General features: G+C 65.5%; 25 protein-coding genes. 10 read left to right on the forward strand and 15 right to left on the reverse strand.

What is annotated here, in order from left to right; genetic code table 11:
* Complete coding sequence (locus CCK87_RS07930; RefSeq protein WP_086460863.1) at positions 1-1,302, forward strand: nicotinate phosphoribosyltransferase; 1,302 nt, start codon at positions 1-3, stop codon at positions 1,300-1,302.
* Between the two features lie 14 nt (positions 1,303-1,316).
* Here CCK87_RS07930 and CCK87_RS07935 read toward each other — a convergent pair whose 3' ends face one another.
* The 3 genes from CCK87_RS07935 to CCK87_RS07945 form a co-directional block, all read right to left on the reverse strand.
* The gene (locus CCK87_RS07935) at positions 1,317-1,622 is read right to left on the reverse strand and encodes a DUF3039 domain-containing protein (RefSeq protein WP_086460864.1); all 306 of its coding nucleotides are present in this window, start codon (positions 1,620-1,622) and stop codon (positions 1,317-1,319) included.
* A gap of 73 nt (positions 1,623-1,695) precedes the next feature.
* Positions 1,696-3,267 carry a hypothetical protein gene (locus CCK87_RS07940; protein ID WP_086460865.1) on the reverse strand — a complete coding sequence of 524 codons (1,572 nt, stop codon included), beginning with the start codon at positions 3,265-3,267 and terminating at the stop codon, positions 1,696-1,698.
* Positions 3,243-4,508, reverse strand: coding sequence for an ABC transporter ATP-binding protein (locus CCK87_RS07945; RefSeq protein ID WP_249273775.1), 1,266 nt, complete (start codon positions 4,506-4,508; stop codon positions 3,243-3,245). Before CCK87_RS07945 ends, CCK87_RS07940 begins: the two co-directional genes overlap by 25 nt.
* A gap of 597 nt (positions 4,509-5,105) precedes the next feature.
* Here CCK87_RS07945 and CCK87_RS07950 point away from each other — a divergent pair.
* The 3 genes from CCK87_RS07950 (at position 5,106) to CCK87_RS07960 (ending at position 7,507) form a co-directional block, all read left to right on the forward strand.
* A complete protein-coding gene (locus CCK87_RS07950; RefSeq protein WP_044438827.1) occupies positions 5,106-5,798 on the forward strand; it encodes a phosphocholine cytidylyltransferase family protein in 693 nt (230 codons plus the stop codon).
* 141 nt (positions 5,799-5,939) lie between these two features.
* On the forward strand, positions 5,940-6,743 hold the full coding sequence (locus tag CCK87_RS07955) for an ABC transporter permease (protein WP_249273777.1): 804 nt from the start codon (positions 5,940-5,942) through the stop codon (positions 6,741-6,743).
* Positions 6,743-7,507, forward strand: a complete 765-nt coding sequence (locus tag CCK87_RS07960; protein ID WP_086460867.1) for an ABC transporter ATP-binding protein — start codon at positions 6,743-6,745, stop codon at positions 7,505-7,507. Before CCK87_RS07955 ends, CCK87_RS07960 begins: the two co-directional genes overlap by 1 nt.
* Here CCK87_RS07960 and CCK87_RS07965 read toward each other — a convergent pair.
* Positions 7,504-8,124: a hypothetical protein gene (locus CCK87_RS07965; RefSeq protein WP_086460868.1), complete on the reverse strand. Its 621-nt coding sequence runs from the start codon at positions 8,122-8,124 to the stop codon at positions 7,504-7,506. The genes CCK87_RS07960 and CCK87_RS07965 overlap by 4 nt on opposite strands.
* Before the next feature lie 92 nt (positions 8,125-8,216).
* Between CCK87_RS07965 and CCK87_RS07970 the strand changes: the two genes are divergently transcribed.
* Positions 8,217-9,431 (forward strand): MFS transporter, encoded by a 1,215-nt coding sequence (locus CCK87_RS07970; RefSeq protein WP_086460869.1) that lies wholly within the window; start codon positions 8,217-8,219, stop codon positions 9,429-9,431.
* Positions 9,432-9,505: 74 nt separating this feature from the next.
* Here CCK87_RS07970 and phoA read toward each other — a convergent pair whose 3' ends face one another.
* Both phoA and CCK87_RS07980 read right to left on the reverse strand, forming a co-directional pair.
* The gene (phoA, locus tag CCK87_RS07975; RefSeq protein WP_249273779.1) at positions 9,506-11,377 is read right to left on the reverse strand and encodes an alkaline phosphatase; all 1,872 of its coding nucleotides are present in this window, start codon (positions 11,375-11,377) and stop codon (positions 9,506-9,508) included.
* A gap of 163 nt (positions 11,378-11,540) precedes the next feature.
* Positions 11,541-13,118, reverse strand: a complete 1,578-nt coding sequence (locus CCK87_RS07980) for a methyltransferase (RefSeq protein ID WP_249273780.1) — start codon at positions 13,116-13,118, stop codon at positions 11,541-11,543.
* Positions 13,119-13,157: 39 nt separating this feature from the next.
* On the opposite strand from CCK87_RS07980, the gene CCK87_RS07985 reads away from it, so the two are divergent.
* Positions 13,158-13,670, forward strand: a complete 513-nt coding sequence (locus tag CCK87_RS07985) for a YfcE family phosphodiesterase (protein WP_212638199.1) — start codon at positions 13,158-13,160, stop codon at positions 13,668-13,670.
* On the forward strand, positions 13,667-14,533 hold the full coding sequence (locus tag CCK87_RS07990; RefSeq protein WP_086461234.1) for an aminotransferase class IV: 867 nt from the start codon (positions 13,667-13,669) through the stop codon (positions 14,531-14,533). The genes CCK87_RS07985 and CCK87_RS07990 overlap by 4 nt, the downstream gene beginning before the upstream one ends.
* Here CCK87_RS07990 and CCK87_RS07995 read toward each other — a convergent pair whose 3' ends face one another.
* Both CCK87_RS07995 and CCK87_RS08000 read right to left on the reverse strand, forming a co-directional pair.
* On the reverse strand, positions 14,534-16,033 hold the full coding sequence (locus CCK87_RS07995) for an MFS transporter (protein WP_086460873.1): 1,500 nt from the start codon (positions 16,031-16,033) through the stop codon (positions 14,534-14,536).
* Positions 16,034-16,126: 93 nt separating this feature from the next.
* The gene (locus CCK87_RS08000; RefSeq protein WP_086460874.1) at positions 16,127-17,098 is read right to left on the reverse strand and encodes an LLM class F420-dependent oxidoreductase; all 972 of its coding nucleotides are present in this window, start codon (positions 17,096-17,098) and stop codon (positions 16,127-16,129) included.
* A 171-nt stretch (positions 17,099-17,269) separates the two neighbouring features.
* Here CCK87_RS08000 and CCK87_RS08005 point away from each other — a divergent pair, with 171 nt between their 5' ends.
* Positions 17,270-18,109, forward strand: coding sequence for a DUF3097 domain-containing protein (locus tag CCK87_RS08005; protein WP_086460875.1), 840 nt, complete (start codon positions 17,270-17,272; stop codon positions 18,107-18,109).
* 8 nt (positions 18,110-18,117) lie between these two features.
* On the opposite strand, the gene CCK87_RS08010 is transcribed toward CCK87_RS08005, so the two are convergent.
* A complete protein-coding gene (locus CCK87_RS08010) occupies positions 18,118-18,621 on the reverse strand; it encodes a DUF427 domain-containing protein (protein ID WP_086460876.1) in 504 nt (167 codons plus the stop codon).
* A 70-nt stretch (positions 18,622-18,691) separates the two neighbouring features.
* Here CCK87_RS08010 and CCK87_RS08015 point away from each other — a divergent pair, with 70 nt between their 5' ends.
* Entirely contained in the window at positions 18,692-19,591 is a 900-nt protein-coding gene (locus CCK87_RS08015; protein WP_086460877.1) for a hypothetical protein, read from the forward strand.
* 33 nt (positions 19,592-19,624) lie between these two features.
* Here CCK87_RS08015 and CCK87_RS08020 read toward each other — a convergent pair whose 3' ends face one another.
* A complete protein-coding gene (locus CCK87_RS08020; RefSeq protein ID WP_086460878.1) occupies positions 19,625-19,930 on the reverse strand; it encodes a GNAT family N-acetyltransferase in 306 nt (101 codons plus the stop codon).
* 149 nt (positions 19,931-20,079) lie between these two features.
* Between CCK87_RS08020 and CCK87_RS18640 the strand changes: the two genes are divergently transcribed.
* Positions 20,080-20,208: a hypothetical protein gene (locus CCK87_RS18640; RefSeq protein WP_267240104.1), complete on the forward strand. Its 129-nt coding sequence runs from the start codon at positions 20,080-20,082 to the stop codon at positions 20,206-20,208.
* Between the two features lie 32 nt (positions 20,209-20,240).
* Here the strand turns inward: CCK87_RS18640 and CCK87_RS08025 are convergent, their stop codons facing one another.
* From CCK87_RS08025 to CCK87_RS08045, 5 genes are all read right to left on the reverse strand, one after another.
* Positions 20,241-21,515, reverse strand: coding sequence for a hypothetical protein (locus CCK87_RS08025; protein ID WP_086461235.1), 1,275 nt, complete (start codon positions 21,513-21,515; stop codon positions 20,241-20,243).
* Between the two features lie 95 nt (positions 21,516-21,610).
* Complete coding sequence (locus CCK87_RS08030) at positions 21,611-22,453, reverse strand: glycosyltransferase (protein ID WP_249273781.1); 843 nt, start codon at positions 22,451-22,453, stop codon at positions 21,611-21,613.
* Positions 22,454-22,485: 32 nt separating this feature from the next.
* The gene (locus CCK87_RS08035) at positions 22,486-23,295 is read right to left on the reverse strand and encodes a CDP-alcohol phosphatidyltransferase family protein (protein WP_086460879.1); all 810 of its coding nucleotides are present in this window, start codon (positions 23,293-23,295) and stop codon (positions 22,486-22,488) included.
* Positions 23,296-23,297: 2 nt separating this feature from the next.
* Entirely contained in the window at positions 23,298-24,365 is a 1,068-nt protein-coding gene (locus tag CCK87_RS08040; RefSeq protein WP_086461237.1) for a glycosyltransferase family 2 protein, read from the reverse strand.
* A gap of 177 nt (positions 24,366-24,542) precedes the next feature.
* Entirely contained in the window at positions 24,543-26,327 is a 1,785-nt protein-coding gene (locus CCK87_RS08045) for a trypsin-like peptidase domain-containing protein (protein WP_249273782.1), read from the reverse strand.
* Positions 26,328-26,428: the final 101 nt, after the last annotated feature.

Consider the following 26,428-nt stretch of genomic DNA (forward strand, 5'->3'; position numbering starts at 1 on the left):
GTGACCGACGCCTCTTCGCTTCTCACCGACCGCTATGAACTCACCATGCTCGATGCGGCCATTCAGGCCGGAACGCACGAGCGAGAATGTGTCTTCGAGGCTTTCGCACGCCGGCTTCCCCAGGGGCGTCGCTACGGAATCGTCGCGGGTACGGGACGCCTGCTCGAGCTCATCGAAGCCTTCCGCTTCGGCGACGCCGAGCTCGAATGGCTCGCGAGGGAGGGCATTGTGCGCTCGGCCGCGCTCGACTGGCTGGCCGACTATCGCTTTCGCGGCACCATCTCCGGATACCGTGAGGGCGAGGTCTACTTCCCCAACTCCCCCATTCTCATCGTCGATTCGACGTTCGCCGAGGGTGTCATTCTCGAGACCCTGATCCTGAGCGTTCTCAACTACGACTCCTCGGTGGCGAGTGCCGCCTCTCGCATGGTGTCGGCCGCAGCGGGTCGCCCGCTCGCGGAGATGGGCTCACGCCGTACCGGTGAGCGATCGGCCGTAGCCGCCGCACGCGCCGCCTACATCGCGGGCTTCGGTGCTACCTCGAACCTCGAGGCGGGGCGCACGTGGGGCATCCCGACGATGGGCACGGCCGCCCACTCTTTCACGCTCCTGCACGATAGTGAGGAAGCCGCCTTCCAGGCGCAGGTCGATGCTCTCGGACCCTCGACTACCCTTCTCGTCGACACGTTCGACGTTCACCGAGGCGTCGAACTGGCCGTGCGCGTGGCTGGGCCCGAGCTGGGCGCGGTTCGCATCGACTCCGGCGACCTGCCTTCGCTCGTCACCGCCGTACGGCAGCAGCTCGACTCCCTGGGCAACCCGCACACCAAGATCACGGTGACCAACGATCTCGACGAGTACACCATCGCCGCGCTGGCGGCCTCACCCGTCGACTCGTACGGAGTGGGAACGTCCGTCGTCACCGGCTCCGGCTCCCCTGCCGCAGGCATGGTCTACAAGCTGGTCGCTCATAAGGATGCCGACGGCGAGTGGATCTCGGTCGCTAAGAAATCCGCCGAAAAGGCCACGGTGGGTGGGCGTAAGCATCCGGCCCGTAGTGTCAACGAGTCGGGGCGGGCCACGGCCGAGACCATCGACGTCGGCGATGCGGAGCGACCCAACAGCTCAGCTCGCGATCTGCTCGTGACCCTCATCGACAAGGGCACCGTCGACACCCGATACGTCGGTCCCGCCGGTGTCGAGCTCGCGCGTGCACACCGAGCCGACGCTATCGCCGAGCTACCAGACCAGGCGTTCCGCTTGGGCCGAGGCGAGCCGATCATCCCGACCGTCTACGTCTGACCCGGAACAGGACGTCACTCGGGCTTGAGGCCCTCGTAGATCCGCTTGCAGTCGGGGCACACCGGAAACTTCTCTGGGTCACGACCCGGCAGCCACTTCTTTCCGCAGAGCGCCTTGACGGGCTTGCCCGTCATGGCCGACTCGAGAATCTGCTCTTTCTTGACGTAGTGCGAGAAACGCTCGTGGTCACCCGGCTCGATGGCCTCCTGCTCGAGCAGTTCCTCGAGCTCGCGGTCGAGAGTCGATGTGCCTCCACCCTCCCGGGGTGAACCCGGATCGGCGATGCTGGCGGTGGGGCTGGTGTGAGGTGCGTAACTCATGAGCCCAGTCTAATTTCACTCCGCGAGGCGGTGACCCTGGAGACATCGAGGTACGCGCGAATGAGGCGACGAATCAGTTGCGCAGCGCTGCAGCCAGGATGTCAGGACCGCGACGGTCGAAGATAGCCCCACCGAGAACCGTTCCCGCAACGAACACGACCACACCGGCCCCTGCACCCCACCAGAGCGACGGCCAGAACGCCGACTCGTCGCCGAGGAGGCCGATGATGGCATAGATGACCGACGGTGCCGCGAACAGCGCCGTGAGAAGGACGAAGGCGATCTGCACCACGAAACCCGTGCCTCCGCCGACCTGAGGCTGAGAGAAGGGCCCGTCGCCCGGCCGTACAGCCGGGTAGGGGAACAGAGAGGACAAGAGGTTTCCGACTCCGAGACCGGCAAGCAGAAGAACGGTACTCACGCCCAGGATTGCCGGTAGCGTCGCAAAGCTGTCGGCGAAGAAGGCCGCAGCGACCGATCCGACGGCGATGAGCGGGATGCCCATGGCCAGGACGGGAGCTGTGCGGCCGAGCCGGTCGGCGAATCCGACCCGGCTGGCGGAGACGTGGAGCCACACGGCGGAGTTGTCGAGAGCAACATCGTTGTGTACCGAGAACGCCAGAGTCACGCAGAGCGCCGGCACCGTGAGCAGAACGAGATACGTCAGCGGGATGCCCGCGACGACGAAAGCGAGAAAGACAACGACGAGGAATCCGAAGACGCCGATGACGGGGACCGGATAGCGAGCGTCGCGGGCCCAGTATGTGAAGCTCCGAGCGGCGACTGCACCTGTGCGGGTGGTTGGCGTTCGAGCGAACCAGCCGAGATTCGCGTGCTCGCGCTCGGGCGCATTGCGCTGTGCGGTGACGAGCACTCGCGCGATCAGCGCTCTCCATGACAGCCAGAGCAGCGCGACAAACGCCACAGCGATCAGGCATTTGAGAGCGACCTCACCAGCCGGTGCCCCTGTCGCGGCGTCGGCGGGCAGCGCCCACGCGGCTCCGAGAGGACTCCAGCTCAACGCGTCGGCCGCCGCACCGGAGAGGCCGGATCCGTCTCGACCCCAGTTGACGCTGACCCACAGCACGACCGCGGGTGACACGAGGACGAGGAAGACAACGACGAGAAGTGTCGCCGTCTCGCGGGATCGGCGGGTGGCGAGGCCGATGGCCGCGAGAAGAGACGTGACACGGGATGCGAGGACGATCGTCGCCACGACGATAAGAGCCGAGAGCAGAGCGAGCAAGGTCGTGGCTGCGTCTTGCGACCAGACGCGAAGCGTGAATGCGGCGACGACGAGGGTGAGCACCACAGGCAGACTCAGGAGCCCGGCTACTGCCAAGCCCCGAGCCAACGTCGGCGCGGAAATGCCGAAGAGGGCGAAGCTGCGCGGGTCGAGGGGATCGGGTATGGCAGAAAGCAATGGACCGACGATGAAGGCCAGAACCACCAAGGAGCCACCGAGCACGATGGCCGTGCGAGCCTCAGCAGAGCCGGGCGCGAGCGACGACAGCCCCCATGAGCAGGCGACCGCCAATGCAATCGCGAACAGGATGCTCGCGACCACCCCGACGTTCTGCTTGGGGGTGCGGTCGAACGTGTTGCCGAGAAGCCTCAGCTTCAGTTTGAGGAATTCAGCAACCATTCCATGCCTTCCGCTGCCTTGCGCCCACCGGCGAGCTCGACGAAGCGGTCTTCGAGTGTGCCGCCGCGCCTGACCTCGTCGACCGTGCCCTGCGCCAGTACCTGCCCTTGCACGATGATCGCGACTCCGTCGCACACGCGCTGGATCATGTCCATGCTGTGGCTCGACAAGACGACCGTTCCGCCGGTTTCGACATACTTCTGCAAGATCTCGATCACGTTCGCGGCAGACACCGGGTCGACCGACTCGAAGGGCTCATCGAGCACGAGGATCTTCGGAGAGTGGATCATTGCGGCGGCGAGAGCGATCTTCTTCGTCATTCCCGCCGAGTAGTCGGTGACGAGTCGGCCCAGGGCGTCCTCGAGTCCGAACGCCGCCGCGAGGTCGTCGCTGCGCTCGCGCACTGACTTGTTGTCGAGGCCGCGGAGAGTGCCCGCGTAATAGAGCATCTGCCGCCCGGTGAGGCGATCGAAGAGGCGAAGACGGTCGGGAAGCACACCGATGATCTTCTTGGCTTGCGCCGGATCCGCCCAGACATCGAGATCGTTGATCGTGATCGTGCCAGAGTCGGGTCGAAGAAGCCCCGTGACCATCGAGAGCGTGGTCGTCTTGCCCGCGCCATTCGGTCCGACGATTCCGTAGAACGCGCCCTGGCGAACCTCGAGATCGATGCCGTCGACAGCCGTCGTGCTGCCGAATCTCTTGACCAGACGGCTGATGGAGAGCACGACGGGCTGTTGAGCGCGGAATGCGGCCCGCTCGGCCGCCTCTGCCTCGGCCAGCGCCGCTGCCTTCTTCTGAGCAGCCGTCAGCCGGACCGCCTTGGGTGCCGGCTTCTTGGTCGGCTTGCTGATCGGCGAGGCTGTCGGATCGAGGACAATAGGCGCGTCGGATGCCGACGGCGCGGCTTTCGCTCGGGGAGCGGCGGGTTTGCGTGGCGCACGGGGCGCGGCAGGGGCGCGGTCTGAGCCGGAGGCCGCCCGAGGAGTGCTGGTGGCGCGAGCACGCGGCGATCGAGGCGAGGCGGGTCGAGGTTTGGTGCTGCTCTGAGCCGATGACGCCGCCTGCTGATCGCTCTCGGCGGGGTCGGCTACCTCTTTATTATCTGCGCCTGCAGAGCCGTCGATCTTGGCCTCGTCGGAACTCTCTTCGCTCGTTGATATCTGCGCAACAGCATCATCGGTCGCACTGTCTTCGACAACAGCGTTGTCGGCCGTATCGGTCGGGGACTGGGGCGTCACGTCGTCCTCTTTGCTGGTTGCGCCGATCGAGTCGACGCCTGGTTCGGCAGGCTTCACCGGTCGGACTTGGGTGCGCGGCTTCGCCGTGCGTGACGGTCTCACCGTCGTGGAGGACTTCTCCGCGCCCGCCGAACGAGGTTTCGGCGTCTTGGCGGCCCGCGGTTTTCGTGCTGTCGTGCCTTGTTTTGTGGGCTGAGACGGTGCGCCCTGGACTCCGGTCGCGGATTCTGCTGTCGAGGGATTCGACTCCTCGTTCAACTCTTCGCTGCCTTCGCCCCCGGTCGCGGAAATGTCTGACTCTGAGCTCACCGAACTTAAGGTATCAGCCGAGACCGACACTCGCATTCATCAATGACACACTGTGATGTGCTTTCGGTCCGCAACTCGCTCCTCTAGGAATGTGTGCCGGTTATATCACGAACACGAAACGATACGACAGGCTTACGTGACCCGAAACGGGGGACACGATACAGTGAAGGGCGACATAACGGAGTGTCCAGCGCCTCTCATATGGCTTAACGGTTTCTGAATTCTCGTCTCCGATGCAGATGCGCAGAATTGTCCTCAAGTACTTTCGCACCATCAAGGAGATCCATCATGACGACCCAGGTAGTCATCCTCGCGGCAGGAATGGGCAGCCGACTCGGCCGCACCCTTCCGAAGCCGCTCACCGAACTCAATGATGGCCGCACGATCATGGGCCAGCAGTTCGACAACATCCACCACGCTTTCGGCAACAACGCCAAAGTCACCATCGTCGTCGGCTACAAGCTCGAGCACATCATCGAAGCATTCCCCCAGGCGTCGTTCGTCTACAACGAGCAGTACGACCAGACGAACACCTCGAAGAGTCTCATGCGGGCGCTTCAGGCTTCGGGCCCCGGTGGCGTGCTGTGGATGAACGGCGATGTCGTGTTCGACCCGGCCGTGCTCGACCGGGCAGCAGCGATGATCGCCCGCGACCAGTCGTTCGTCACTGTCAACACGTCCAAGGTGTCCGACGAAGAGGTCAAATACACGACCAGCGCCGAGGGCTACATCAAAGAGCTGTCGAAGACCGTCAAGGGCGGTCTGGGCGAGGCCGTCGGCATTAACTACATCTCCGCGGCCGACAAGGCCACGCTGCTTCGCCAGCTCAAGGCAGTCGGCGATCAGGATTACTTCGAACGCGGCATCGAACTCGCCATCGAGCAGAACCGGTTGCTCGTCGAACCCGTCGACATCTCGGATCTCTACGCCGTCGAGGTCGACTTCGCCGAAGACCTGGAGCGGGCGAACCTCTTCGTCTAACTGAACCGCTCGATAGCCGACTCGTGCGGCATCCCGAAACTCGTGCCCTCTTACTCCGATCCTCGATCGGCGTGAGAGGGCACTATTCGTGTGCGGGATAGAGTGAAGCGTTGTTCTTCGAGAAGAAATGAGAACCGGCACGTGACGACGACGCTCAGCGAGGTGCGACCGAACCAGCGCACCCCGTTCGCTCGGTATCGCAACGCGCTCTGGCTCTTGACCAGACGAGACCTGCGAGTGCGCTACTCGACATCGGCTCTGGGCTACGTCTGGTCGATCCTCGACCCGCTCGTCATGGCGCTCATCTACTGGTTCGTGTTCACTCAGGTCTTCCAGAAGTCGGTCGGCGAAGATCCGTATATCGTCTTCCTCCTCGCGGCTCTCCTGCCCTGGATGTGGTTCAACGGCACGACCGCCGACTCCACGCGTGCGTTTCTTCGCGAGGCGAAGCTCATCCGCTCGACCAAGATTCCCCGAACCATCTGGGTGAACAGGCTCGTGCTCTCGAAGGGCATCGAGTTTCTCGCCAGCCTGCCGGTGCTGGCCGTGTTCGCCATCTTCGCGGGGGCGACCCTGCACATCGAGGTACTTCTCTTTCCGGTCGCCATTCTCATTCAGGCCGTGCTCACCATCGGCGTCGGTCTCATCGTCGCTCCCCTCGTGGTGTTCTTCCGCGACCTCGAGCGAGCGGTCAAGCTCGCTCTTCGAGCTCTGTTCTACGCCTCGCCCATCATCTACAGCACGAGTGATCTGCCCGCCGGCCTGCATGTCTTGGCCGCCTTCAACCCGCTCAGCGGAATCTTCTCGCTCTACCGTTCGGCATTCTTTCCCGAGCACCTCGACTGGTACCTCGTCGCGGTGAGCGCCGCAATGAGCGTTCTCATCCTGCTCGTGGGCATCCTCGTCTTCCGTCGCACCGAACGCGCCGTACTGAAAGAGATCTGATGCCCGACTCCCCCGTCATCACCGTCGCCGATGCCGGCATCCGGTTCAAACGAAACCGGCGATCGCGCCGGAACTTCAAAGATCTCTTCGCGGGCCGGCTGCGTCGATCACGACCCGACGAGTTCTGGGCGTTGCGTCACGTGAGCTTCACTGTTCGACAGGGCGAAGCCATCGGAGTCATCGGCCGTAACGGTCAGGGCAAATCCACCTTGCTCAAACTCGTCGCCGAGGTCGTTCTTCCCGACGAGGGAACGGTGAGCGTGGGCGAAGGCGTCGCTCCGCTCATCGAGATCACCGGCGGATTCGTCGACGATCTCTCGGTTCGTGACAACGTCTATCTGACCGCGGGGCTTCATGGCATGACCAAGGCGCAGATCGACGAGCGGTTCGCTCGCATCATCGACTTCGCCGAGATCGGCGACTTCCTCGACACTCCCTACAAGCATCTCTCCAGCGGAATGAAGGTGCGCATCGCCTTCTCGGTCATCTCGCAACTCGAGGAACCGATCATCCTGGTCGACGAGGTGCTCGCCGTGGGCGACAAGGCCTTCCGCGAGAAGTGCTACCGACGCATCGAAGAACTCCTCGCCGGTGGTCGAACCCTGTTCTTCGTGTCTCACAACGAGAAGGATCTCAGGCGTTTCTGCACCCGAGGGCTCTACCTCGATAAGGGTTCCTTGGTTCTGGATGCCCCGGTGGCCGACGTTCTCGCCCGTTACGCGGCCGACTACCCGGTCGCAGCGGCGCCCAAGTCGCGCTCTTAGACGTCGAACCCGCCGCCGAAGTCCCCTCCACCGAAGTCTCCGCCTCCGAAATCGCCGAAGCCGCCGCCACCGTCGGCGTCGGCGACACCTCCATCGTCTGCTCCGAACGTATCGCCCCCGAAATCAGGCATGAACGCCTGCGCGAGTGCGCTGCCGACGACGATGCCCGCAACGCTGCCGAGCAGCGAGCCTGCGAACATCGTGCCCATGCCGGCCCCGAAGCCAGACCCGCCCGTCTGGCCCTGTGCGCCAAGAGATCGCTCCAGGGCTCCCGGACTGCGCAGCTCAGAGCGGGTGGCCGCCTGTGCCAGCGCAGGGGCTCCTGCGTCACGAGGTGCCTCACCCTGCGGAGCCTCCGCACTGAGCTGAGCGAACACCTGCGCGCGCTGATCCGCCGTCAGACGGGCGAACGCTTCTTCGTGCACCTGCTCGATCGTCTCAGGCGGCGCCGTTCTCAGCAGATACCGATATCGCTCGAGCGCTATCTCGTCGTCGGTCCGGCCGTGCGCGGAATCCCTCGCTTCATAGGGAGGGGTGCCGTAGTCGGGCGCTGAATGAGTCGCACCCTGGGGTGGCTGCTCCGGTTCGCGACCGAGCAGCCTGTCGAGGAAGCCCATGGGATGTCCTTTCTGACGCGTCGGACTTCAATCATCTCCAGCCGGGCTGTGGCGCACCTGTGCCACTCGAGGGTTCGAGATAATGGGGAGTGATGAGAACGCGCGACACAGGATCCCTTGCCCGCGCGATGCCATGGTTCCTGCTTGTGGCGGTCATTCTCTTCGCGCTCAATCTGCGGGGACCGATCGTCGCAATCGCCCCGGTGATCGGGCAGATCCGCGAGGAACTCGGCCTGTCGGCCGCGACCGCGGGCCTGCTCACGAGCCTCCCTGTTCTCTGCTTCGCCCTGGCCACTCCCCTGGCCGCGGCTCTGATCGGGCGCGCGGGCCCCGAACGCGCGGTCCTCATCTCGTTGACGGGCATTCTGATCGGCACTCTGATCCGCGCACAGGGGGGATTCGTGGTCGCGGTCATCGGGACCCTGGTCATCGGCATCGCGATCACGATCGGAAACGTCGTCGTTCCTGTCGTCGTGCGTCGCGACTTCCCCGCGTCGCGTGTGGGCATCGTGACCGGTGTCTACACCGCGACTCTCAACGTGGGCGCCATGCTGACCTCCCTGGGCACTGCTCCCCTGGCCGACTGGCTGGGCTGGCGGGCAGCGATCACCGCGTGGGCCGTTCTCCTCGTCGCTGCCATTCTCGTCTGGGGTCAGGCCGCTGGATGGCGCAGCTCGATTTTTGGCGACCGGGCAACGGCCGCCGACACCTCCGAGGTCGCACCGGCCCACTCGGCTTCCTACAGGAGCCTCACCGCGTGGCTGCTGATGCTCGCGTTCGGCGGACAGGCCTTCTCCTACTACGGCATCACGACCTGGCTGCCGACGATTCTGCACGAGGTGCAGGGTCTCGACAACAAGTCGGCGGGGGCCAGCTCATCTGTGTTCCAGGTACTTGCCGTCGTCGGCGCCCTGGGCGTGCCGGTGCTCGCGAATCGATGGCGTCCCGGCTCTGTAGTGGGTCTCGTCGGCACGCTCTGGCTGGCCATGCCGCTGGGGCTTCTGCTCGCCCCCCAGCTCTGGCCGCTGTGGTCGGTCGTGGGTGGAGCCGCGCAGGGCGGCGGCATCACGATCGTCTTCATCATCATCGTGCGCATGTCGACGAGCAACGATCAGGCCAGAGGTATGTCGGCCTTCGTGCAGGGCGGCGGCTACCTTCTCGCCGCCACAGGTCCGTCGATCGTCGGCGCCGTGCACGAGGCCTCCGGCGGATGGTCTGCGCCTCTCGTTGTCGTGGCCGCGTCGGTTCTTGTCCTCTTGGCTTTCGGAGTGACTGCCGCCGCGAGGGTCGAATCTCGCCATCCTTGAATGTGGCGCGCGACTACGTACACGAAAGCGGGTGACAGGAAGATTCCTGTCACCCGCTCACGTTTCGACGCGTGTCAGTTGCTCGTGCTCGATCGGCGACGCGCGATGAGGAAGGCTCCGAGCGCCAGAAGCAGCAGAGCGGCTCCGACGATCGGATAGATCTGGGCGCCCGTCAGTGCGAGGCCGGCGGCCGACGATCCGGATCCGCCCGTCGCCGCACCCGGAACGCTAGAGCCCGGAGCGGCGGGAGGTAGCTGCCCGTCAGCGGTCACCTGGAACCTCGCTGTCAGTGTCTTCGAGCTCTGCGTTCCCGTCAGATCCACCGAGTACTCGCCGATCTCAGCCGGAGCTGAGGCAGGCAAGACGAGCCCGCCGTCGATGAGATCGCTCTTCGGCACGACGACGGAATCGCTCTGATCCGCCGTGGAGGAGATCGTTCCGGTCAGCTGGCGATCACCGGCGAGGCCTGAGACGACCGCGTCGAACGATTCACCCGGCGCAAAGGTGGTCTTCGGTAGGACGAGCGATGCGTCCGAACTCAGCGATGCCGTGTCGCGGTTGAGCTGGAGGGCGTTCGCGATCGTGAAGAAGTTGTCCGTCTGATCAATGAGACCCACCACGTTCGCAGCCCCCGGACCGTAGCCCGCGACGCGGAGCTGGCTGCCCGTGTGCTGCTGCGACCCTCCGGCTGCGGCGGTGCCGTACGACACCTTCATCACCGTGCCGTCGGCCGTGGTGAGCGCGGTGCTCAGACTCGTGGGCGGCGTGCTGTCGACGATCTGGCTCGTGTGCGCGTGGTCCGCGGTGACGATGACCAGGGTGTTTCCGTCTGCCTCGGCGAATGCCAACGCTTTCTGCACGGCCTCGTCGAGGTCGATCGTCTCGCCGATCTGGCCGCAGGCGTCAGCGCTGTGGTCGCGCTTGTCGATCGAGGCGCCCTCGACCTGCAGGAAGAATCCCTTGCTGTCGGCGGTGTTGAGGAGTCCGATCGACTTCTCCGTCAGGCTGGCCAATGAGAGGTCGGTCGAGAGACGGTCGGGATTAGGAGCGCATGTCACGGGGGCATCCGCGCCGCCGACTGTCGCCGTGGTCGGCGCGAATCGTGTGGGGAAGTTGCCGGGAGTGAACAGACCGAGCACCGGTTTCTGCTGATTCGCCTCGGTGAGGGCGGCGAGCTCGGTCGCATCGTCGACCAGCTGGTAGCCGCGATCGCTCGCCTGGTTGAACAGAGTCTGGCCATTCCACTCGCCGGCCTTGGCAGTCTGGCCGAACGACGCAGCGCCTCCGCCGAAGGTGACGTCCGCACGAGAGTCGATCAACTGCTCGCTGATCGATCCGAGTCCTCCTGCCACGAGCGCGTCATCGCCGCACGTCGCGGAATCCGGTCCGTAGCAGCTACGCGCATCGACGTGGGCGATCTGCACGGCCGGCGTTGCATCCTGGATCTCCGCCGTGCTCACGTTGCCCGTACGGAGCCCGTTGGCCTTGGCGATCTCGATCAGCGTTTGCTGAGGCGCCCCATCGATGTCGACCGAGATGGCGTTGTCGTAGGTCTTGGTTCCTGTGGCCCAGGCGGAGCCGGTCGCCGCTGAGTCGGGCACATAGTCCGGCTTGCCCTTGTTCGCTCCGTCTTTGTAGAGCGAATACGTCGTGTACTGGCCCGTGAGCGGCAGTGCGTCGATGCCCGGCAGTTGACCCGCGGCGCCATAGGCGTAGTTGCGGGCGATAGTGATCTCGCTGTCGCCCATGCCGTCGCCGATGAGCAGGATCACGTTCTTGGCCGGTCCATCGGCGATAGAAGCCCGAAGCGCGGCCGTGCTGTCGCCCTCGCTGCGCGCCGCCCCGCCATTGTCGGGAAGCTCAGCGGCGAAGGCCGCGCCCGGGGCGAGAACGCTCGCCGCGACCACGATGGCAGCGGTGCCGGCCAGAGTGCGCCGCCGAGTCACTGATCCTCGGAAGAAGTGTGAGTGCATTCGTTTGATCCCCCTGATCGAACGTGGCGAGATGCCACGCATTCAGGGGACTCCCATGAAGCAAACGCCGGGTGACCGGATCGGGACTATGCGGTGCTCATTCGGGAAACGGGAGCTCGAATCGGCGCGGCGTGCATCAACTCGCCGTGGTCGGCAGGAGGATCGCGTCGTCGAGGAGTGAACGGACGAGAGGCAGCAGCTCCGCTTCGAGGGCCCGCTCATCGACCGAGAGCAACTGGGCGAGCGCGCCGCAGATGGCGCCGACGCTGAGCTCTCCGTCGCACGCTCCGACCAGCGCGGCGAGACCCGTGTCGACGGGGGTCTGGCGCCCGAATCCCCCGCCCTGCCTCAAGATCATGGCTGTCGGGTCGTCGTCGCCGGGCCAGTAGTGCCGCTCGACGGTCACATCGGATGCGACGACCAAGGTCGATGAGGCGAGTTCGGCATCGCTGCGGCTCGCCTGCCAGTCGTGCCCGTCGAGGCACTCTGCCAGGTGTGCCCCGAGGCCAGAGCCCGAGCCGCCCAGCGGGCCATGTAGTTGCTCGAGGCGGCGAAGCGGAGCCGCCGACGCGACGGACGACGCTGCATCCGGTCGCCGAAGCAGGACATAGCCGAACCCGACACGCTCGACCCCCCGGTGCTCGAAGTCGTTGAGCCACGCTCCGTAGAGACGATCGAACTCGGGAGACGCGGGGGTCGTGCCCCCGTCTCTGATCCATGTCTCCGCGTACTCGAAGATGTGCTGCACGTCGCGTTCGATGACCCACGCGTCGACAACAAGGGCGGGTGAGTCATCGAGCCATCCGTTCACTCGATCGAGGCCGTCCTTCTCGTGTGTGTACTCCCAGTTGCCGAGGGACTGCGCGATGCCGCCGGGCGCCAGATAGTCGCTCGCGTGGCGCATGACGTGCTGCACAAGCGCGTCGCCGACCATTCCGCCGTCGCGGTATTCATAGCTCGGCACGCCCTCGGCCCGGGGGGTGATGACGAACGGCGGGTTCGAGACGATCTGATCGAAGGTCTCGTCGGCGACAGGCTCGAAGAGGCTGCCCAGCCGGAACTCGATGTTCTCGAACCCGTTCAGTTCGGCGTTCAGAGCGGCGATGTCGAGGGCACGAGCCGAGATGTCAGTCGCTACGACCCGGCGCGCGTGCCGGGCCGCATGCATGGCCTGGATGCCGCATCCGGTGCCGAGGTCGAGGGCTGCCTCGACGGGGCGCTGGATCATGAGTCCGCTCAGCGTGAGCGACGCACCTCCGACACCGAGCACGTGGTCTTCGCCCACGGCGTGTCCAAGTGACAACTCGCCGAGGTCCGACACGATCCACCAGCTGCCGACTCCGAGCTGGTCGATGAAGCTGTAGGGCCGCAGATCGGCCGTCGGCCGCACACTCTCGTCTCGCTCGCTCACCGACGAGATCAGCCTCAATTCCGATGCGCCCTGGAGACCAAGAGTCGGCAGGGCCTCGGCGAGCAGTGCGGGCGGCACTGGCAGGCCGAGCACGAACAGTTCCGCGAGCGTGGCTGTCGGCGTCGACCGCCCGAGCGTGCGCCTCAGCTGGGTCAATGCCCTGAGTGCCGGAACGCGCTGATTGCGATGCAACGCGGCGTCGGCATCCTGGCCCCAGAGCCCGGAAAGAGCGGAGACGGTGAATCCCGCCGCGGTGAGGTCTGAGCGGAGGGCGGCGATGAGGTCGCGCTGAGGATGGGTCACCCCCTTATTCAATCCCACCCGCGCTGTCAGACTGAACGAGTGAGCACCCGAATCGTCATGACCGCCGACACCCATCTACCGAAACGGGCGAAGGCTCTGCCGCCCGAGCTGTGGACGGCGATCGACACGGCAGATGTCGTTCTGCACGCGGGCGACTGGGTCGATGAGGCCACGCTCGACGAGCTCGAGGCTCGATCCGCTCGCCTGGTGGGGGTGTACGGCAACAACGACGGGCCGGAACTTCGATCTCGGCTGCCCGAGGTTGCGCGACGAGAGATCGAAGGAGTGCGATTCGCGATGATTCACGAGACCGGAGCGGCGACCGGGCGAAACGAGCGCATGGCGCAGACGTTCGACGACGCAGACGTCCTCGTCTTCGGTCACAGCCACATTCCGTGGGACTCGACGGCAGCCAGCGGCCTGCGTCTGTTGAACCCGGGTTCGCCCACCGACCGCCGCCGCCAGCCAAACTGCACCTTTCTCACCGCGGTCGCCGATGCCGGCGAGCTGCGTGAGGTCCACTTGCATTCCATCGAACGGTGGAACCCGTGACCGGTTCACCCGTCCTGTTCATCGTCGACGCATCAGGCCCGCGACGCGTCGATCCCCGCGGGCCGCACCTGGCCGTGACCGACTGGGGAGTCACACGCGGCGACGGCATCTTCGAGAGCATCAGCGTGATCGCCGGCCGGATGCCCGCACTCGAGGCCCGCTTCGCCCGGCTCGAGGCCTCGGCGAGAGCGCTTGATCTTGCGCCGCCAGACCGCCTGATCTGGACGGATGCCCTGAGGATGGCGATCGACGCGCACGAGCCGGTCGACCGCCTCGCCGTCACTATCGTGATGACGCGGGGAGTCGAGGGCGGAGACGGCTCCCCCACAGCCTGGCTCCTCGCCCGTGCCGCTCGCGACTTCACTCGCATCAGACGCAGCGGCGTCTCGGTCGTCACACTCGATCGCGGGTACGCGAGCGACGCCGCGGAAGGCGCGCCATGGCTTCTCCTGGGAGCCAAGCACCTGTCGTACGCGACCAACGCGGCCGCGCTGCGCGAGGCATCCAGACGAGGCGCCGACGACGTGATCTTCACGTCGACCGATGGATTCGCGCTCGAAGGTCCGACGTCGAGCCTGATCGTGCGGCGAAGCGAGCTCATCGAGAGCCCCGCGATCGACGCGGGAATCCTCGCCGGAACGACCCAGGCCACTGCGTTCGCCTTCTTCGAATCCAGAGGCTTCCGAACGAGATTCGCTGCCATCGAGGCAGCCGACCTCGTCGAGTGCGATGCGATCTGGCTCGTGTCGAGCGTGCGCCAGGCTGTTGCGGTGCACACGCTCGACGGCCGCGGCATGCCTGTAGACGACGCCTTGACCGCCGACCTCAATCGGTGGCTGGGCGACGAGGCTCGGCTCGAGTGATCAGTTCTTGCCGGGCGCGACGATGGGGATGCTGGCCGTCGTGTAGATCGTCTCGCGTCGGGGAAGGAAGAGCGCGAGGATCGCGCCCGCGAGGGCCACTGCGGCCGCGAGGCCGAACGACCACTGGAATGCCTCGGCGGTGGGGATGGCGCGCTCACCCACGATGTCGACGTGCGATGAGAGGATCACCCCGATGACGGCGGCAGCGATCGTCGACCCGAGGGTGCGCATCACCGAGTTGAAGCCGTTGGCCGCGGCCGTCTCCGACGCCGGCACAGCGTGCATGATCAGTGTGGGCATCGCGGCATAGGCGAACCCCACGCCGAAGCCCACCGCGGTGGCGACGAGCACCGCGTGCCAGACCTCCGTCATCAGGCCGACGGCGAGCACGTAGCCCACCGCGATGATGAAGGCGCCGAGAACGAGGGAGGTGCGCGGACCCCTGCTTGCCGACAGACGTGCGGCGACCGGCGAGAGGAAGAACATCACGATTCCGCTGGGCATCAGGCAGAGGCTTGCGATGAAGAGCGACTGGCCGAGGCCGACGCCCGTGTCGGTGGGTGACTCGAGGAGTTGAGGCAGAACGGCGACGCTGGCGAAGTAGGCGAACCCGACGGTGATCGATGCCAGGTTCGTCAGAAGCACCGGCCTGCGCGCGGCGATCCGCAGGTCGATCAGCGGGTTGGATGCGCGGAGCTCGTAGACGCCCCAGACGATGAGCACGACGGCTCCCCCGGCGAACAGGCCGATGGTTGCCGGCGTTGCCCAGCCCCACTCGTTTCCTTTCGAGACCGCGAGCAGAATCGCCACGAGTCCGATTCCGAACCCGACCGCGCCGATGAAATCGAACGAACCACCCGTGCGGAGAGTGGAGACGGGGATGATCCACAGCACGAGGACGAAAGCGATGGCAGACAGCGCGGTGGCCATCCAGAACAGCACGTGCCAGTCGAAGGTGTCGGCGACGAACGCGGCCACCGGCAAGCCGAGAGCGCCGCCGATACCCAGGGTAGAACTGACGAGAGCAACGGCTGCACCGAGCCGCTTGGGGTGCAGGACATCGCGCAGAATGCTGATGCCGAGTGCGATCACGCCGAGCCCTGCGCCTTGCAACGCTCGCCCGGCGATGAGCACGGTCACGTCTTGGGCGAGCGCACAGACCACGGAACCGACGATCGTGATCGCCAGAAGCAGGAGCGTGATGCGGCGCTTGCCGAACATGTCGCCCAGACGACCGGAGATCGGAGTGGTGATGGCCGCTGCCAGCAGCGTGGCCGTGAGCACCCACGTGGCGTTCGAGCTGGACGTGTCGAGCAGGGTGGGTAGCTCAGGAGTGATGGGAGTGACCAGCGTCTGCATCACCGCGGCCGTGAGGCCCGTGAGCGCCAACGTGAAGACGATCGCCCGTTCGCTCGGCGTGCGGGCGAGCCGTGCGCGCTGGCGTCGTTCTCGTTCGCTGTAATTGTCGGGGGGTTCGGGAGTATTCGTCGAGGGGGCCATAGGCCGGGTGGTGCCTTTCGAGAGGAGGTTGCGCGTGTGCAACCATTCCGACGGGAATTCTATGCCCGGCCCGCTCGACGAATATTTTGGGGATCAGAGTGCGCGGAGCTTTTCCAACAGCGGCTCGGCGATCTCATCGAGGAATCGCTGCTGCAGCTCGTCGCCGATCTGCACGATCGCGACGTCGGTGAATCCTGCATCGAGGTACGGGCGCACACTCTCGGCGAGCTCATCCAGATCGGGACCGCAGGCGATCTGCTCGGCCACGTCTTCGGGCCGCACGAACTGGGTCGCACCCTCGAAACCCGCCGGGGTGGGCAGGTCTGAGTTGACGGCCCAGCCACCGGCGAACCAGCGGAACTGCTCGTGAGCCCGGGCGATCGCATCCTCTTTGTCGGGAGCCCAGCTGATGGGGATCTGGCCGATCGAGCGCGAGGGCGCGCTGTCCGCGCGAGCGGCGGCCCATCCCGAGATGAGGTCGGCAGACGGCTCCGTGGTGATGAGGTGATCGCCGAGGGGGGCGAACCTCTGGATCGACTTCTCGCCCGACACGGCCAGCCCGATGGGAACCCCGCCCTCTGGCACATCCCAGATGCGGGCCGAGTCGACGCGGAAGTACTCTCCCTCCCACGTGACGAGATCGCCCGAGTGCAGCTGACGGATGATCGTCACGGCCTCCTCGAGCATGTCCTGGCGCGGTGCAACCGACGGCCACCCCTCCCCGACGACGTGCTCATTCAGGTTCTCGCCCGATCCGAGTCCCAGAATGAACCGACCGTCGCTCAGCAGCTGCATGGTGGCCGCCTTCTGCGCGATCACAGCGGGGTGGTACCGCATCGTCGGGCAGGTGACGTAGGTGGCGAGTTCAACTCGATCGGTGGCCTGGGCGACGGCGCCGAGCACCGACCAGGCATAGGGTGCGTGCCCCTGCTCGGTCAGCCACGGCGAGTAGTGATCGCTCGAGACCTCGAAGTCGAATCCTGCGCGCTCGGCGTCGACGGCGTAGCCGACGAGCTGCTTGGGACCGCTCTGTTCTGTCATGAGGGTGTATCCGAACCGGGTCATAGACATGCCTTTCTCGTGTGCGTTCTCTTCACGCTACGAGTTGATCGAGCGGGGCTGTCGGGGGTTGTCCTCAGACGAACCGTGTGCAGGCCAAACGGCAGTGTTGAACTCGACGCTGCCGCCCAGCGAGCCTCTCGGTCGCGCCCGTGGTGAGTTGCTAGCGTCGAGCAGATGAACACCGACGACCGCTACGGCTCCGATGTATTGGCCGACTTCTCGAGACGCCCGGCCAAGGTCGACCTCCCGGTCGTCGAGGCCGTGACCGATCTCGTTCTCGAAGACGTCGCCAGTGACTTCTGCGGCTCCGTCGTGCGGGTTGAAGGCCGGATGGTCGAGTTGGAGGACCGCAAGGGCCGCCGCCGCATGTTCCCTCTGGGACCGGGCTTCCTGCTCGAAGGCACCCCGGTGGCCGTTCGTGCCCCCCGCACGAAGCAGACCGGTCTTGGCCGCACGGCATCGGGATCGATCGCCGGCCCGCAAGAACGGGCCAGAGTCGCTCGTGCCAGCCGCATCTTCGTCGAGGGCCGACACGATGCCGAACTCGTCGAGAAGGTCTGGGGTTCCGACCTGCGCGCCGAGGGCGTCGTGGTCGAGTATCTCGAGGGCGTCGACCATCTCGAGGAGGTTCTCGCCGAGTTCCGGCCCGGGCCTGGACGGCGGGTCGGGGTTCTCGTCGATCACCTCGTTCCGAACTCGAAAGAGAGCCGAATCGCCGAGAAGGTCGCCCGCGGCCCCCATGGCGCCAACGTGATCGTCGTGGGCCACCCCTACGTCGACGTCTGGCAGTCGGTGAAACCCGCCAGACTCGGCCTCACCGAGTGGCCCGTGATCCCTCGATCTATCGAGTGGAAGCACGGCATCTGCGAGGCCTTCGGATGGCCACACGCGGAGCAGGCCGATATCGCCCGAGCCTGGCAGCGCATCCTGTCGCGGGTCTCTACCTACACCGATCTCGAGCCACAGCTACTGGGCCGGGTCGAGCAGCTCATCGACTTCGTCACAGCCGAATAGGGCGCAGCTCACCACCCCAGGGTTCCCGGCGCGCCCTTGAACGGGCCGACGACGCGCGAGGTGATCCATCCACCGTAGAAATCGCCCTCCTGCGGCGTTACCGCCTCGCCGTCGACCGTGCAGACATCCATCGCCGACGGATAGACGGCGATCCTGTCTCGAAGCTCCTCGAATCCCCTCGTCGGCGTGGGGTAGAACCATCCCGCGCCCTGCGCAACGACGCTGCCACCTCGGAGAGTGACGTACTTGGCCGACCCCTTGAACTCGCAGAACGAGCTCCCGACCGAAGGAGTGATCACTCCGTCGGCGAACGCGGAACGCGGCAGATAGTAGACCGGCGGGTGGCTCGTCTCGAGAACGCGGCACGCATTCACAGTGTCGGCGATGACGACACCGCCGAGGGTGATCTGGATGCGTTCGGTCGACATCTCGAGGCGAGGAGGGCGTGGGTAGTCCCACACCGACTCCTGGCCGTCGGCGGGAATCTGGGCATGCGTCGGTCGAGTATCCATGTGTCGACGCTACGCCTCTCGGCTTGAAAACGTAGGATGATCACCCCACCGACCGAACGAAGGACTCTCAGTGGCGAAGAAGCAGAAGCAGCTCGGCGAGGCACAGCCCGGTCCGACGGTCTACGACCCCGATCTGCACCCCCAGTTCACCAAGGGCATCGACGGCCTCCTGAGCGTGCACCGGCCCGTGGTCGTCGCCCATATCCGATCCATTCGCAAGATGCACCCGAACGCGACGTCCGAGCAGATCATCAAGATTCTCGAGACGCGTTACCTCGCCGCCGTCACGGCAGGCGGGGCCGCTGTCGGCGCGAGCGCGGTCATCCCCGGCATCGGCGTCGGAATCTCGCTTGCTCTCACCAGCGTCGAGACGGCGGGATTCCTTGAGGCAAGCGCATTGTTCGCTCAGTCCATCACCGAGGTCCACGGTATCGCCGTGGACGACCCCGACCGGGCGCGCACCCTCGTGATGTCGATGATGATGGGAACGGCGGGCGCCGACCTCGTGAGGCAACTGGCCGGTCAAGTGACGGGTACCGGAGCGCCGAGAAGTCAGTACTGGGGAACGTTGGTGACTCGGAGCCTCCCCCAGTTCGCTATCGGACCGATCGCCGACCGCCTGAAGACAACCTTCCTCAAACACTTGGCCGCGCGCGCGGGAGCAGGAGCGGTGGGGCGCCTCGTACCCTTCGGTGTCGGCGCCGTGATCGGCGGAACAGGCAATCACATCCTGGGGCGAAAGGTCGTGCACAGCGCCCGCTACGCCTTCGGCCCTCCCCCACCCCTTTTCCCCGCGAGCCTCGAACCCAAGGTGGTCGTGCCCCGCGACAAGAAGGTGCCTCGACAGAAAGAGCTGACGGGCCAGGATCGACGCCGACCCCGCATGCTCACTCGGTCGCGAAAGAAGTCCGAGGCAGAGGTCGTGGCGCCGGATGCTCCGGGTTCGGAGTGGCCAGAGGTGCGGATCTGAGCCGACGACATCCTATTGTCGCTAGGACGGTCCTCAGTCGGCAGCCTCAGGCGCGTCCACGCCCGCGGGAGTATCGACGAGGTCGTCGAAGTCATGGTGCTTGTCGAGATAGGCCGACACCATCGGGCAACGCGCGACGATGCGCATCCCTCGAGCCCGGCAGTCGCTGAGCGCGTACTCGATGAGACGTGTGGCCAGTCCCTGACCTGCGTGCCCCGCGTCTACTTCGGTATGGATGAAGACTCGACGAGGGCCGGCGTCTCGGTAGAAACAACGTCCGACTCCTTCGCCGTCGACGCTGAGTTCATAGCGGTGACCGGTATACGTGATGGTGATCATGATCTCTATTCTGCGTCGAATGCGCGACTCGCACACAAACGTGGTGAATTGCTGAGAGTCAACTGCTAGGCTTGACGACGTTACACACTTGTTACACATACGAAAGCGGGGTGAGAGCATTGTTCGCACGATTCACTGAGATCACTCCGGTGAGTACGACGCTTGCAGATACGGGCGTCGCCTTCGTTCCCATGCTCGTCGCGGCCGCCGTCGTGCTGGTGGTCATCGGTGTAGCGGTGGTTCTCGTGCGCATGCGTCTCGCCCGCGTCGATCGCTGACGCGAGGCACGCATCCACGACGCCGACGGTCGTCAATTCGATTCTTCGATGACCGGTTCATGCTCGTCGACCGGGCCGTCGTCCATGTGGAGCGCGGCGTAGGTCTCCCACGCGTCCATCAGGCCTCCCACTGCCTCATGGAATCGACGCGTCGTCGCTCCCGGTGACGTATCGCCGAAATATCTCTCGACCCAGTACGCGAGACGGGCTTCGGCCTCGGGATCGTGTTCGAGGGCGTCGATTCTGGACACGATGTCGGCAGCCTCGTCGGCGTCGAGCCATTCCGCCTCGAAAAGATATCCACTCGAGTCGATCTCGGCGAGCGCGTTGACCGGACGGGTGACGAACAGCGGTTTTCCGCTCGCCAACCGGTCGTAGACCATCGCAGAGATGTCGACGATCGCCATGTCGGCGGCCGCGAGTTGCCAGCCGAGCTGGGGCCCGTCGTCGTAGATGTGCTGAGCCCGAGGATCTGCGGCGTTCGCCTGAGCGATCAGTTTGATGATCTGCTGATTGGCTGCAGCGTAGCTCGAGTCGACGACGCCGCTCCGAGGATGCGGTCGGTAGATGACCCGGTGCGCGCCGGTCGCCAGGAGTTGGGTGACCAGACCGACGCCGTGAGTCACGATCGATCCGTAGGCCGCGGAGGGCCTGTCGCCCTCCCACGTCGGAGCATAGAGAACGACACGGCGGTCGTCAGGGGTGTAGGGAACCGGCCCCGAGTAGTGGTCGGCCTGCGGTCTCCCGATGCGGATCGCACGCTTGTCGAAGTCGTAGTCCCACAGAACCCGATTCAGTCTCGCGACTGCTGCCTCGCCCGCGACAAGGCTGTAGTCGTACGCCTTGAACTGGTTGGTCGTCATGTACATCTTGTCGCTCTCACCGTGATTGATGAAAACGTGCCAGCGGCGCCCGTAGCGCATCATCTGGAAGTTCCGAGTGTTCTGGTTGACGTAGAACACGACCTTGAGGGCCTGTTCATCGATCACTTGTTCGAGGTCGACGACCTTGCGCACGTAGACGACCGGAAGCGGAGACTCGTCGAGCAGCGCGCTCATAGCGGAGGGGCTACGGCTGAGGATGACGACGGGCCAGGTCTTCGACAGCTCGACCAGCGGCTCGTACCACTGGCGAAGCTGGTAGAGGTTGACGTCGCTATCGGCGAAGTAGACACCGATCTCGAAAGAGCCCGGGGCGAACGGAGGGCGGCGCGACAGCTTCTGGGCGAGCTGGCCCCGTGTGCGCCTCGACTTCAGCAGATCGACTCCGACTTTGATCCCGAGTTTGGCGTCACGAAGAATTCCCACCATTCCAGGGTACTCAGCCGCCGTTGGCCCCCCGACCAGGGGGCTTTACCGGTAGCCAATCGTGATGATCGAACCACACGCATCCGGTCACGCAGCTAGACGATGGGCGGCCTGCCGGCCCTCGTCATCCGAAGCACGGTGCGCCAGCGGATCGGCCGTCTCTCGCCGGCGTCTTCGCGCCAGCCCGCCAGCCAGCCGCCGAACCAGGCGCGCAGGGCCGCGGGGCGGCGCGCCCAGCGAAGAATCTGGATGCCGGTCCACGCTCCCACATAGACCGGCGCGATAATCGCGGGCAGGTTGCGTTTCGCCAGCCACACGCGATTACGCGCGTTGAGCCTGAAGTAGTACGAGTGCCGCGTCGGTTCGATAGCGGGATGGTGTGCGACGAGATCTCCGGCGTACCAGGTGACGAGCCCCTGATCCCAGACGCGCCAGGCGAGCTCGATACCCTCGTGCGCGTAGAAGAACGGCGCAGCCCACCCGCCCGTCGCGTCGAACACGGATCGCGGCAGGAGCACGGCCCCCTCCCATACCGAGAACACCGGCGACGACGTGCGAGGGTCGCCCTTTCGGATGCGTGGCGTCCAGCGGCGGGGATTCGTCACTCCCCGAGGATCGACGACCCGCGGCTGCAGGAGTCCGATGCTCGGGTCTCGTCGAATGATGGTGATCGCGTCGAGGAGAAAGGTCGACGACGGGATGCTGGCGTCGTCGTCGAGGAAGAAGATGAACTCCCCGGAGACCCTGTCGACCCCCGCGTTGCGACCCGCGGGAATCCCGAGGTTCTCGGCCAACGCGAGCGGTGCGACGCCCTCAGGCAACCCGACCGGCACCCAGCCATTTCCAACACACACGACATCGAGGGTCACCCCCGTCTGGGCAAGAATCGACTCGAGCCCACGGCGCAGGTCATCGGGCCGCGTGCCCTGTGTCAGCACGACGACACCGACAGTCGGCGGAAGCTCGTCGACTATGAGCGCACCCTCTTCGAGGCCATGATCGCTATGAAATGCCCGATCAGAGCGAGAACCGACAGAGGCAGTAGCGCACCGAGCAGAATACGATCGGCGAGAGGACCGCCGATGAAGAGGCCGAGGGCTGCGAAAGCGAATGCCAGCATCGTGAGTTCCACCGAGTGGTAGAGCCTGTGGAAGGGCACGAACCGGGCCAAGCGACGCAGTCGAGCCACAAGCCGCTGCGACGGCTCGGATTCTCCCTGCTTGTCGGCGAGCTTGCTGAGCCCGGCATTGGCCCGCGCCACGTGCACCATGTCGTTGAGGGCCTTGTTGAGCACGATCACGAGTGCGAGGGCGAATCCGAGGGTGGTCCAGAGATAGTCGGCCGGTGCATCGAAAGGAAAACCGGCCGCGCGGATGCCCAGCGCGATGGGGATCAGCGACTCGGTCGTGTAGTGGCCGACCTTGTCGAGGAAGACTCCGGCTGGAGACGACGTTCCTCGCCACCTGGCTACCTCGCCGTCGCAGCAGTCGACGAGCATCTGCAGTTGACCGAGCACGAGAGCGAGGGAGGCTCCTCCGATCCCCGGAATGAGGAGCGCAGCGGCGGTCGACCATCCGACGAGGATCATGAGCCCGGTGACCCCGTTGGCCGAGATTGACGTCTTCAGCAACAGCCAGGTCAGATAGGGCGAGATGTTGCGCAGGTACAGCGACGCGGTCCAGTGCTCCGCATTGCGCCGCCCCCGCACCTCGGGAGGCTGGGCGACAGCGCGCAGCTCGGCGATCGAGGACGGCCGCCCTCGCGTAGACGTCGGTGACACTGTTACCTTCCGGTGTGAGCGGTGATGTTGCTCGTGAGCTTCAGGAACCCCAGAATGAAGCCCGTGCCCCAGCTGAAGTGGATGCAGGGCAAGACTACGAGAAACCACGCACCCGTGCGAACGCCCCGACGCGCTGCGATGCCGATCGACGCGACAGCGACGAGCAGCACGTAGAGGATCGGAAAGATGAAGAGCGCGGTGAAGATCCATGAGATCACGAGCGCAGGGCCCTGCGCATTACCGACCAGCCCGAAGTAGCCGAAGCAGCCCAGAAGCAGGCCGAGCGTCACGGCCATCACTGCGACGGGCGGCGCGAAGTACTTCAGTGCATTGGAGCTGAAGAAGCGGCGAGCGAGATCGCCCCGCCACAGACCCGTGGAGAAGAACTGCCGGGCGAGTTTCTCGAGAGACGGCCTCGGGCGGTAGGTGACGGTGAGCTTGGGCGTGAACCAGACGACTCCCCCGGCCTCACGCAGTCGACGGTTCAGCTCCCAGTCCTGGCCGCGCCGGATCTCCTCGTTGAAGAGGCCCACACGCTGAATCCACTCGCGACGGAACACTCCGAGATAGACGGTCTCGGCCGGCCCTTCGTCGCCTCCGAGGTGGTGCTGGCCGCCTCCGAGACCGATCGCCGACCCGTATGCCGCGGCCACGGCATCCTCGAACGGCGTGGTGCCCTCGGCCTGCATGATGCCGCCGACGTTGGCCGCGTTCGTGCGCGCCATCGTCTCTACGGCGATGCGCGTGTAGTCCGACGGAAGGACCGAGTGCGCGTCGACACGCACCACGATCGGGTTGCGTGACGCGTTGATCGCCACGTTCAACCCGCTCGGGGTCGAACCCGTGGGGTTCTCGATCACCTGAATGCGCGGGTCGACACGCGAGAGCCGCTCGACCAACTCGGTGGTCCCGTCGATGCTCGGTCCGAGTGCGACGATCACGTCGAACGGGCCACGGTAATCCTGTGAGAGCAGGCTGTCGATCGCCGCCTCGACATGGGTGACCTCGTTGAGCACCGGCATGACGTAGGAAACGCCGGGCAGGGAACTCGCTGGGGTGTTCGGGGTCATGGCATCCACTCGTTGTGTTCTGGCGCCGTGTCGCACGCGGGATTCGATGTCGTCGCGCCGACGCTGGCCGAACGAGCCTATCGCAGGGCTCATGCACCGTTACCGCGCCGATGCTTCCAGCACGCAGCAATCCCCGGACGGCCGAGGCCGTCCGGGGATCGCTGCTACCGAGGTCGATTACTGGGTGAGTTCTCCGAGCTTCACGTCGACGTCCTGGTTCTTGCCGTCACGGTAGACCGTGAGCTTGGCGTCGGAGCCGGCGGCGAGGCTGCGAACCTGCGCGGTGAGGTCGGTCGCGCCGGCGACAGGGATGCCATTGAACGCCGTGATGACGTCGCCCGACTTGATGCCGGCCTTCTCCGCCGCTCCGCCTGACGAGACCTCTTTGACAAGAGCTCCGGCCGTGACGCTCGCGAGGGCCTGGTCTGAGCTGGCGTCCCCCACGGAGGCGCCGAGGAGACCGTGGCTGCCGGCGCCGTCCTTGATGATCTCTTGCGAGATTCGCTGGGCCAGCGCGGCGGGGATGGAGAAGCCGACGCCGATCGAACCGGACTGGCCGGATCCACTCGAGGAGCCGGCGCTGGCGATGGCGACGTTGATGCCGATGAGTTCGCCCTTGTCGTTCAGCAGAGCGCCGCCCGAGTTGCCGGGGTTGATCGCCGCGTCCGTCTGGATGACCGCGAGCGAGATGCTCGAGGTGGCCTGCGCCTGCTTGGGCGCTTCAGAGCCTCCCTGGCCCGGAATGTCGAAGTTCCAGAAGTCGTAGGGATTCTGTTTCGTACCGTCGCCAGGCCCGCCGTTATCGTCGGGCGGAGTCGACTCCGTGTCGTCGCCCTTGGGAGCGGCGGACGAAGCGACCGTGATCGCGCGATTCAGCGCGCTGACGATTCCCGTTGTCACGGTTCCCGACAGTCCGAGCGGTGCACCGATGGCAACGACGGAGTCACCGACGTTGAGCTTGGTCGAGTCGCCCCAGGTGATGGGAGTGAGGTCTTTCGCCTTGTCGAGCTTGATCACGGCGAGATCTGCGACCGGGTCTGTTCCGACGAGCGTTCCAGCGAAGAGTCGTCCGTCGTTCGTGGTGACCTGGATGGTCGGCTTTCCGGTTGCCCCATCGAGGGTGACGACGTGGGTGTTGGTGAGGATGTAGCCGTCGTCCGAGAGGATGACGCCCGAACCGGTGCCACCCGACTGGCCGTCGTTGACCGAGATGGTCACGACCGAGGGAGAGGCCTTCGCCGCGACCGCGGTTGCGAGCGATGCGTCGTCTGCATTGTTCACGGTGATGGTCTGCGGGCCAGACGCGCTCGAGGTCGAGGTCTGCTGATTCTGGCTCAGAGTCCAGGCGGTGATTCCGGCGCCGGATGCTCCGCCCACGAGGGCGGCGATCGCCAGAGCAGCAACGACGAGGGTTGCACCGCGCCGCTTCGGGGCGTTGGCGCCGGACGTGGCTGCGCCCGCGACCGGAGGCTGCTGTGGTGGCTGGCCGAATGCGCCGTTGCCGTAGTTGCCGGGAGCTGCGCCGTAGGGCACGGTCGGCTGCGTCTGGTTGGCGTGTGCCTGATGAGGCTGGGCCTGATTGTGCGGCGCGGGATACTGAGCTGTTGCCGCCTGAGTCGGATTCGTCGGAGCAACGGGCTGGTTCGGCTGCGCTGCGGTGGGGGCGTGAGGGTGTCCGGGCGTGTACGGTGCAGGCTGCGGAGCCGTCGGCTGCGCAGACGCGGTCGCCGGGACCATCGCCCCTGGAGCCTGCTGGTCGGGAACCTGGGGGGCGTGAGGGGCCGGCGAGGTCTCGGACGCGGGCGTCGAATTCGGAGTTGCGCTTGATGCGCTGGGTGCGTAGTGGGGGAAGGCGGGGGCGTGCTCAGTGGCGGCGGGGCTCGAACCGGTGTTCGTGGTGTCGTCGCGGTCAACGCCCTCGGCTGCCGCCGGGTTGATCGGGTTGTCGGTGTTCTCAGACAATGGGTGCTCCTTCCAAGCCCTGTAAGCATCACCACCAAAGCTGAACGTTGACTCGACGTGGGCTGAAAACGAACTGCCGTAACACTCGGGTGGACCTTGGA

The sequence above is a fragment of the Agreia sp. VKM Ac-1783 genome (assembly GCF_900177765.1).
Lineage (GTDB): Bacteria > Actinomycetota > Actinomycetes > Actinomycetales > Microbacteriaceae > Agreia.

Excerpts from the sequence above, each read along its gene's own strand:
- CCK87_RS07950 (WP_044438827.1), top strand. The coding sequence starts at position 5,106 with ATGACGACCCAGGTAGTCATCCTCGCGGCAGGAATGGGCAGCCGACTC.
- CCK87_RS07970 (WP_086460869.1), top strand. The coding sequence starts at position 8,217 with ATGAGAACGCGCGACACAGGATCCCTTGCCCGCGCGATGCCATGGTTC.
- CCK87_RS08000 (WP_086460874.1), bottom strand. The coding sequence starts at position 17,098 with ATGACCCGGTTCGGATACACCCTCATGACAGAACAGAGCGGTCCCAAG.
- CCK87_RS08005 (WP_086460875.1), top strand. The coding sequence starts at position 17,270 with ATGAACACCGACGACCGCTACGGCTCCGATGTATTGGCCGACTTCTCG.
- CCK87_RS07965 (WP_086460868.1), bottom strand. The coding sequence starts at position 8,124 with ATGGGCTTCCTCGACAGGCTGCTCGGTCGCGAACCGGAGCAGCCACCC.
- CCK87_RS07935 (WP_086460864.1), bottom strand. The coding sequence starts at position 1,622 with ATGAGTTACGCACCTCACACCAGCCCCACCGCCAGCATCGCCGATCCG.
- CCK87_RS08010 (WP_086460876.1), bottom strand. The coding sequence starts at position 18,621 with ATGGATACTCGACCGACGCATGCCCAGATTCCCGCCGACGGCCAGGAG.
- CCK87_RS07940 (WP_086460865.1), bottom strand. The coding sequence starts at position 3,267 with ATGGTTGCTGAATTCCTCAAACTGAAGCTGAGGCTTCTCGGCAACACG.
- CCK87_RS08040 (WP_086461237.1), bottom strand. The coding sequence starts at position 24,365 with ATGACCCCGAACACCCCAGCGAGTTCCCTGCCCGGCGTTTCCTACGTC.
- CCK87_RS07995 (WP_086460873.1), bottom strand. The coding sequence starts at position 16,033 with ATGGCCCCCTCGACGAATACTCCCGAACCCCCCGACAATTACAGCGAA.
- CCK87_RS07960 (WP_086460867.1), top strand. The coding sequence starts at position 6,743 with ATGCCCGACTCCCCCGTCATCACCGTCGCCGATGCCGGCATCCGGTTC.
- CCK87_RS08020 (WP_086460878.1), bottom strand. The coding sequence starts at position 19,930 with ATGATCACCATCACGTATACCGGTCACCGCTATGAACTCAGCGTCGAC.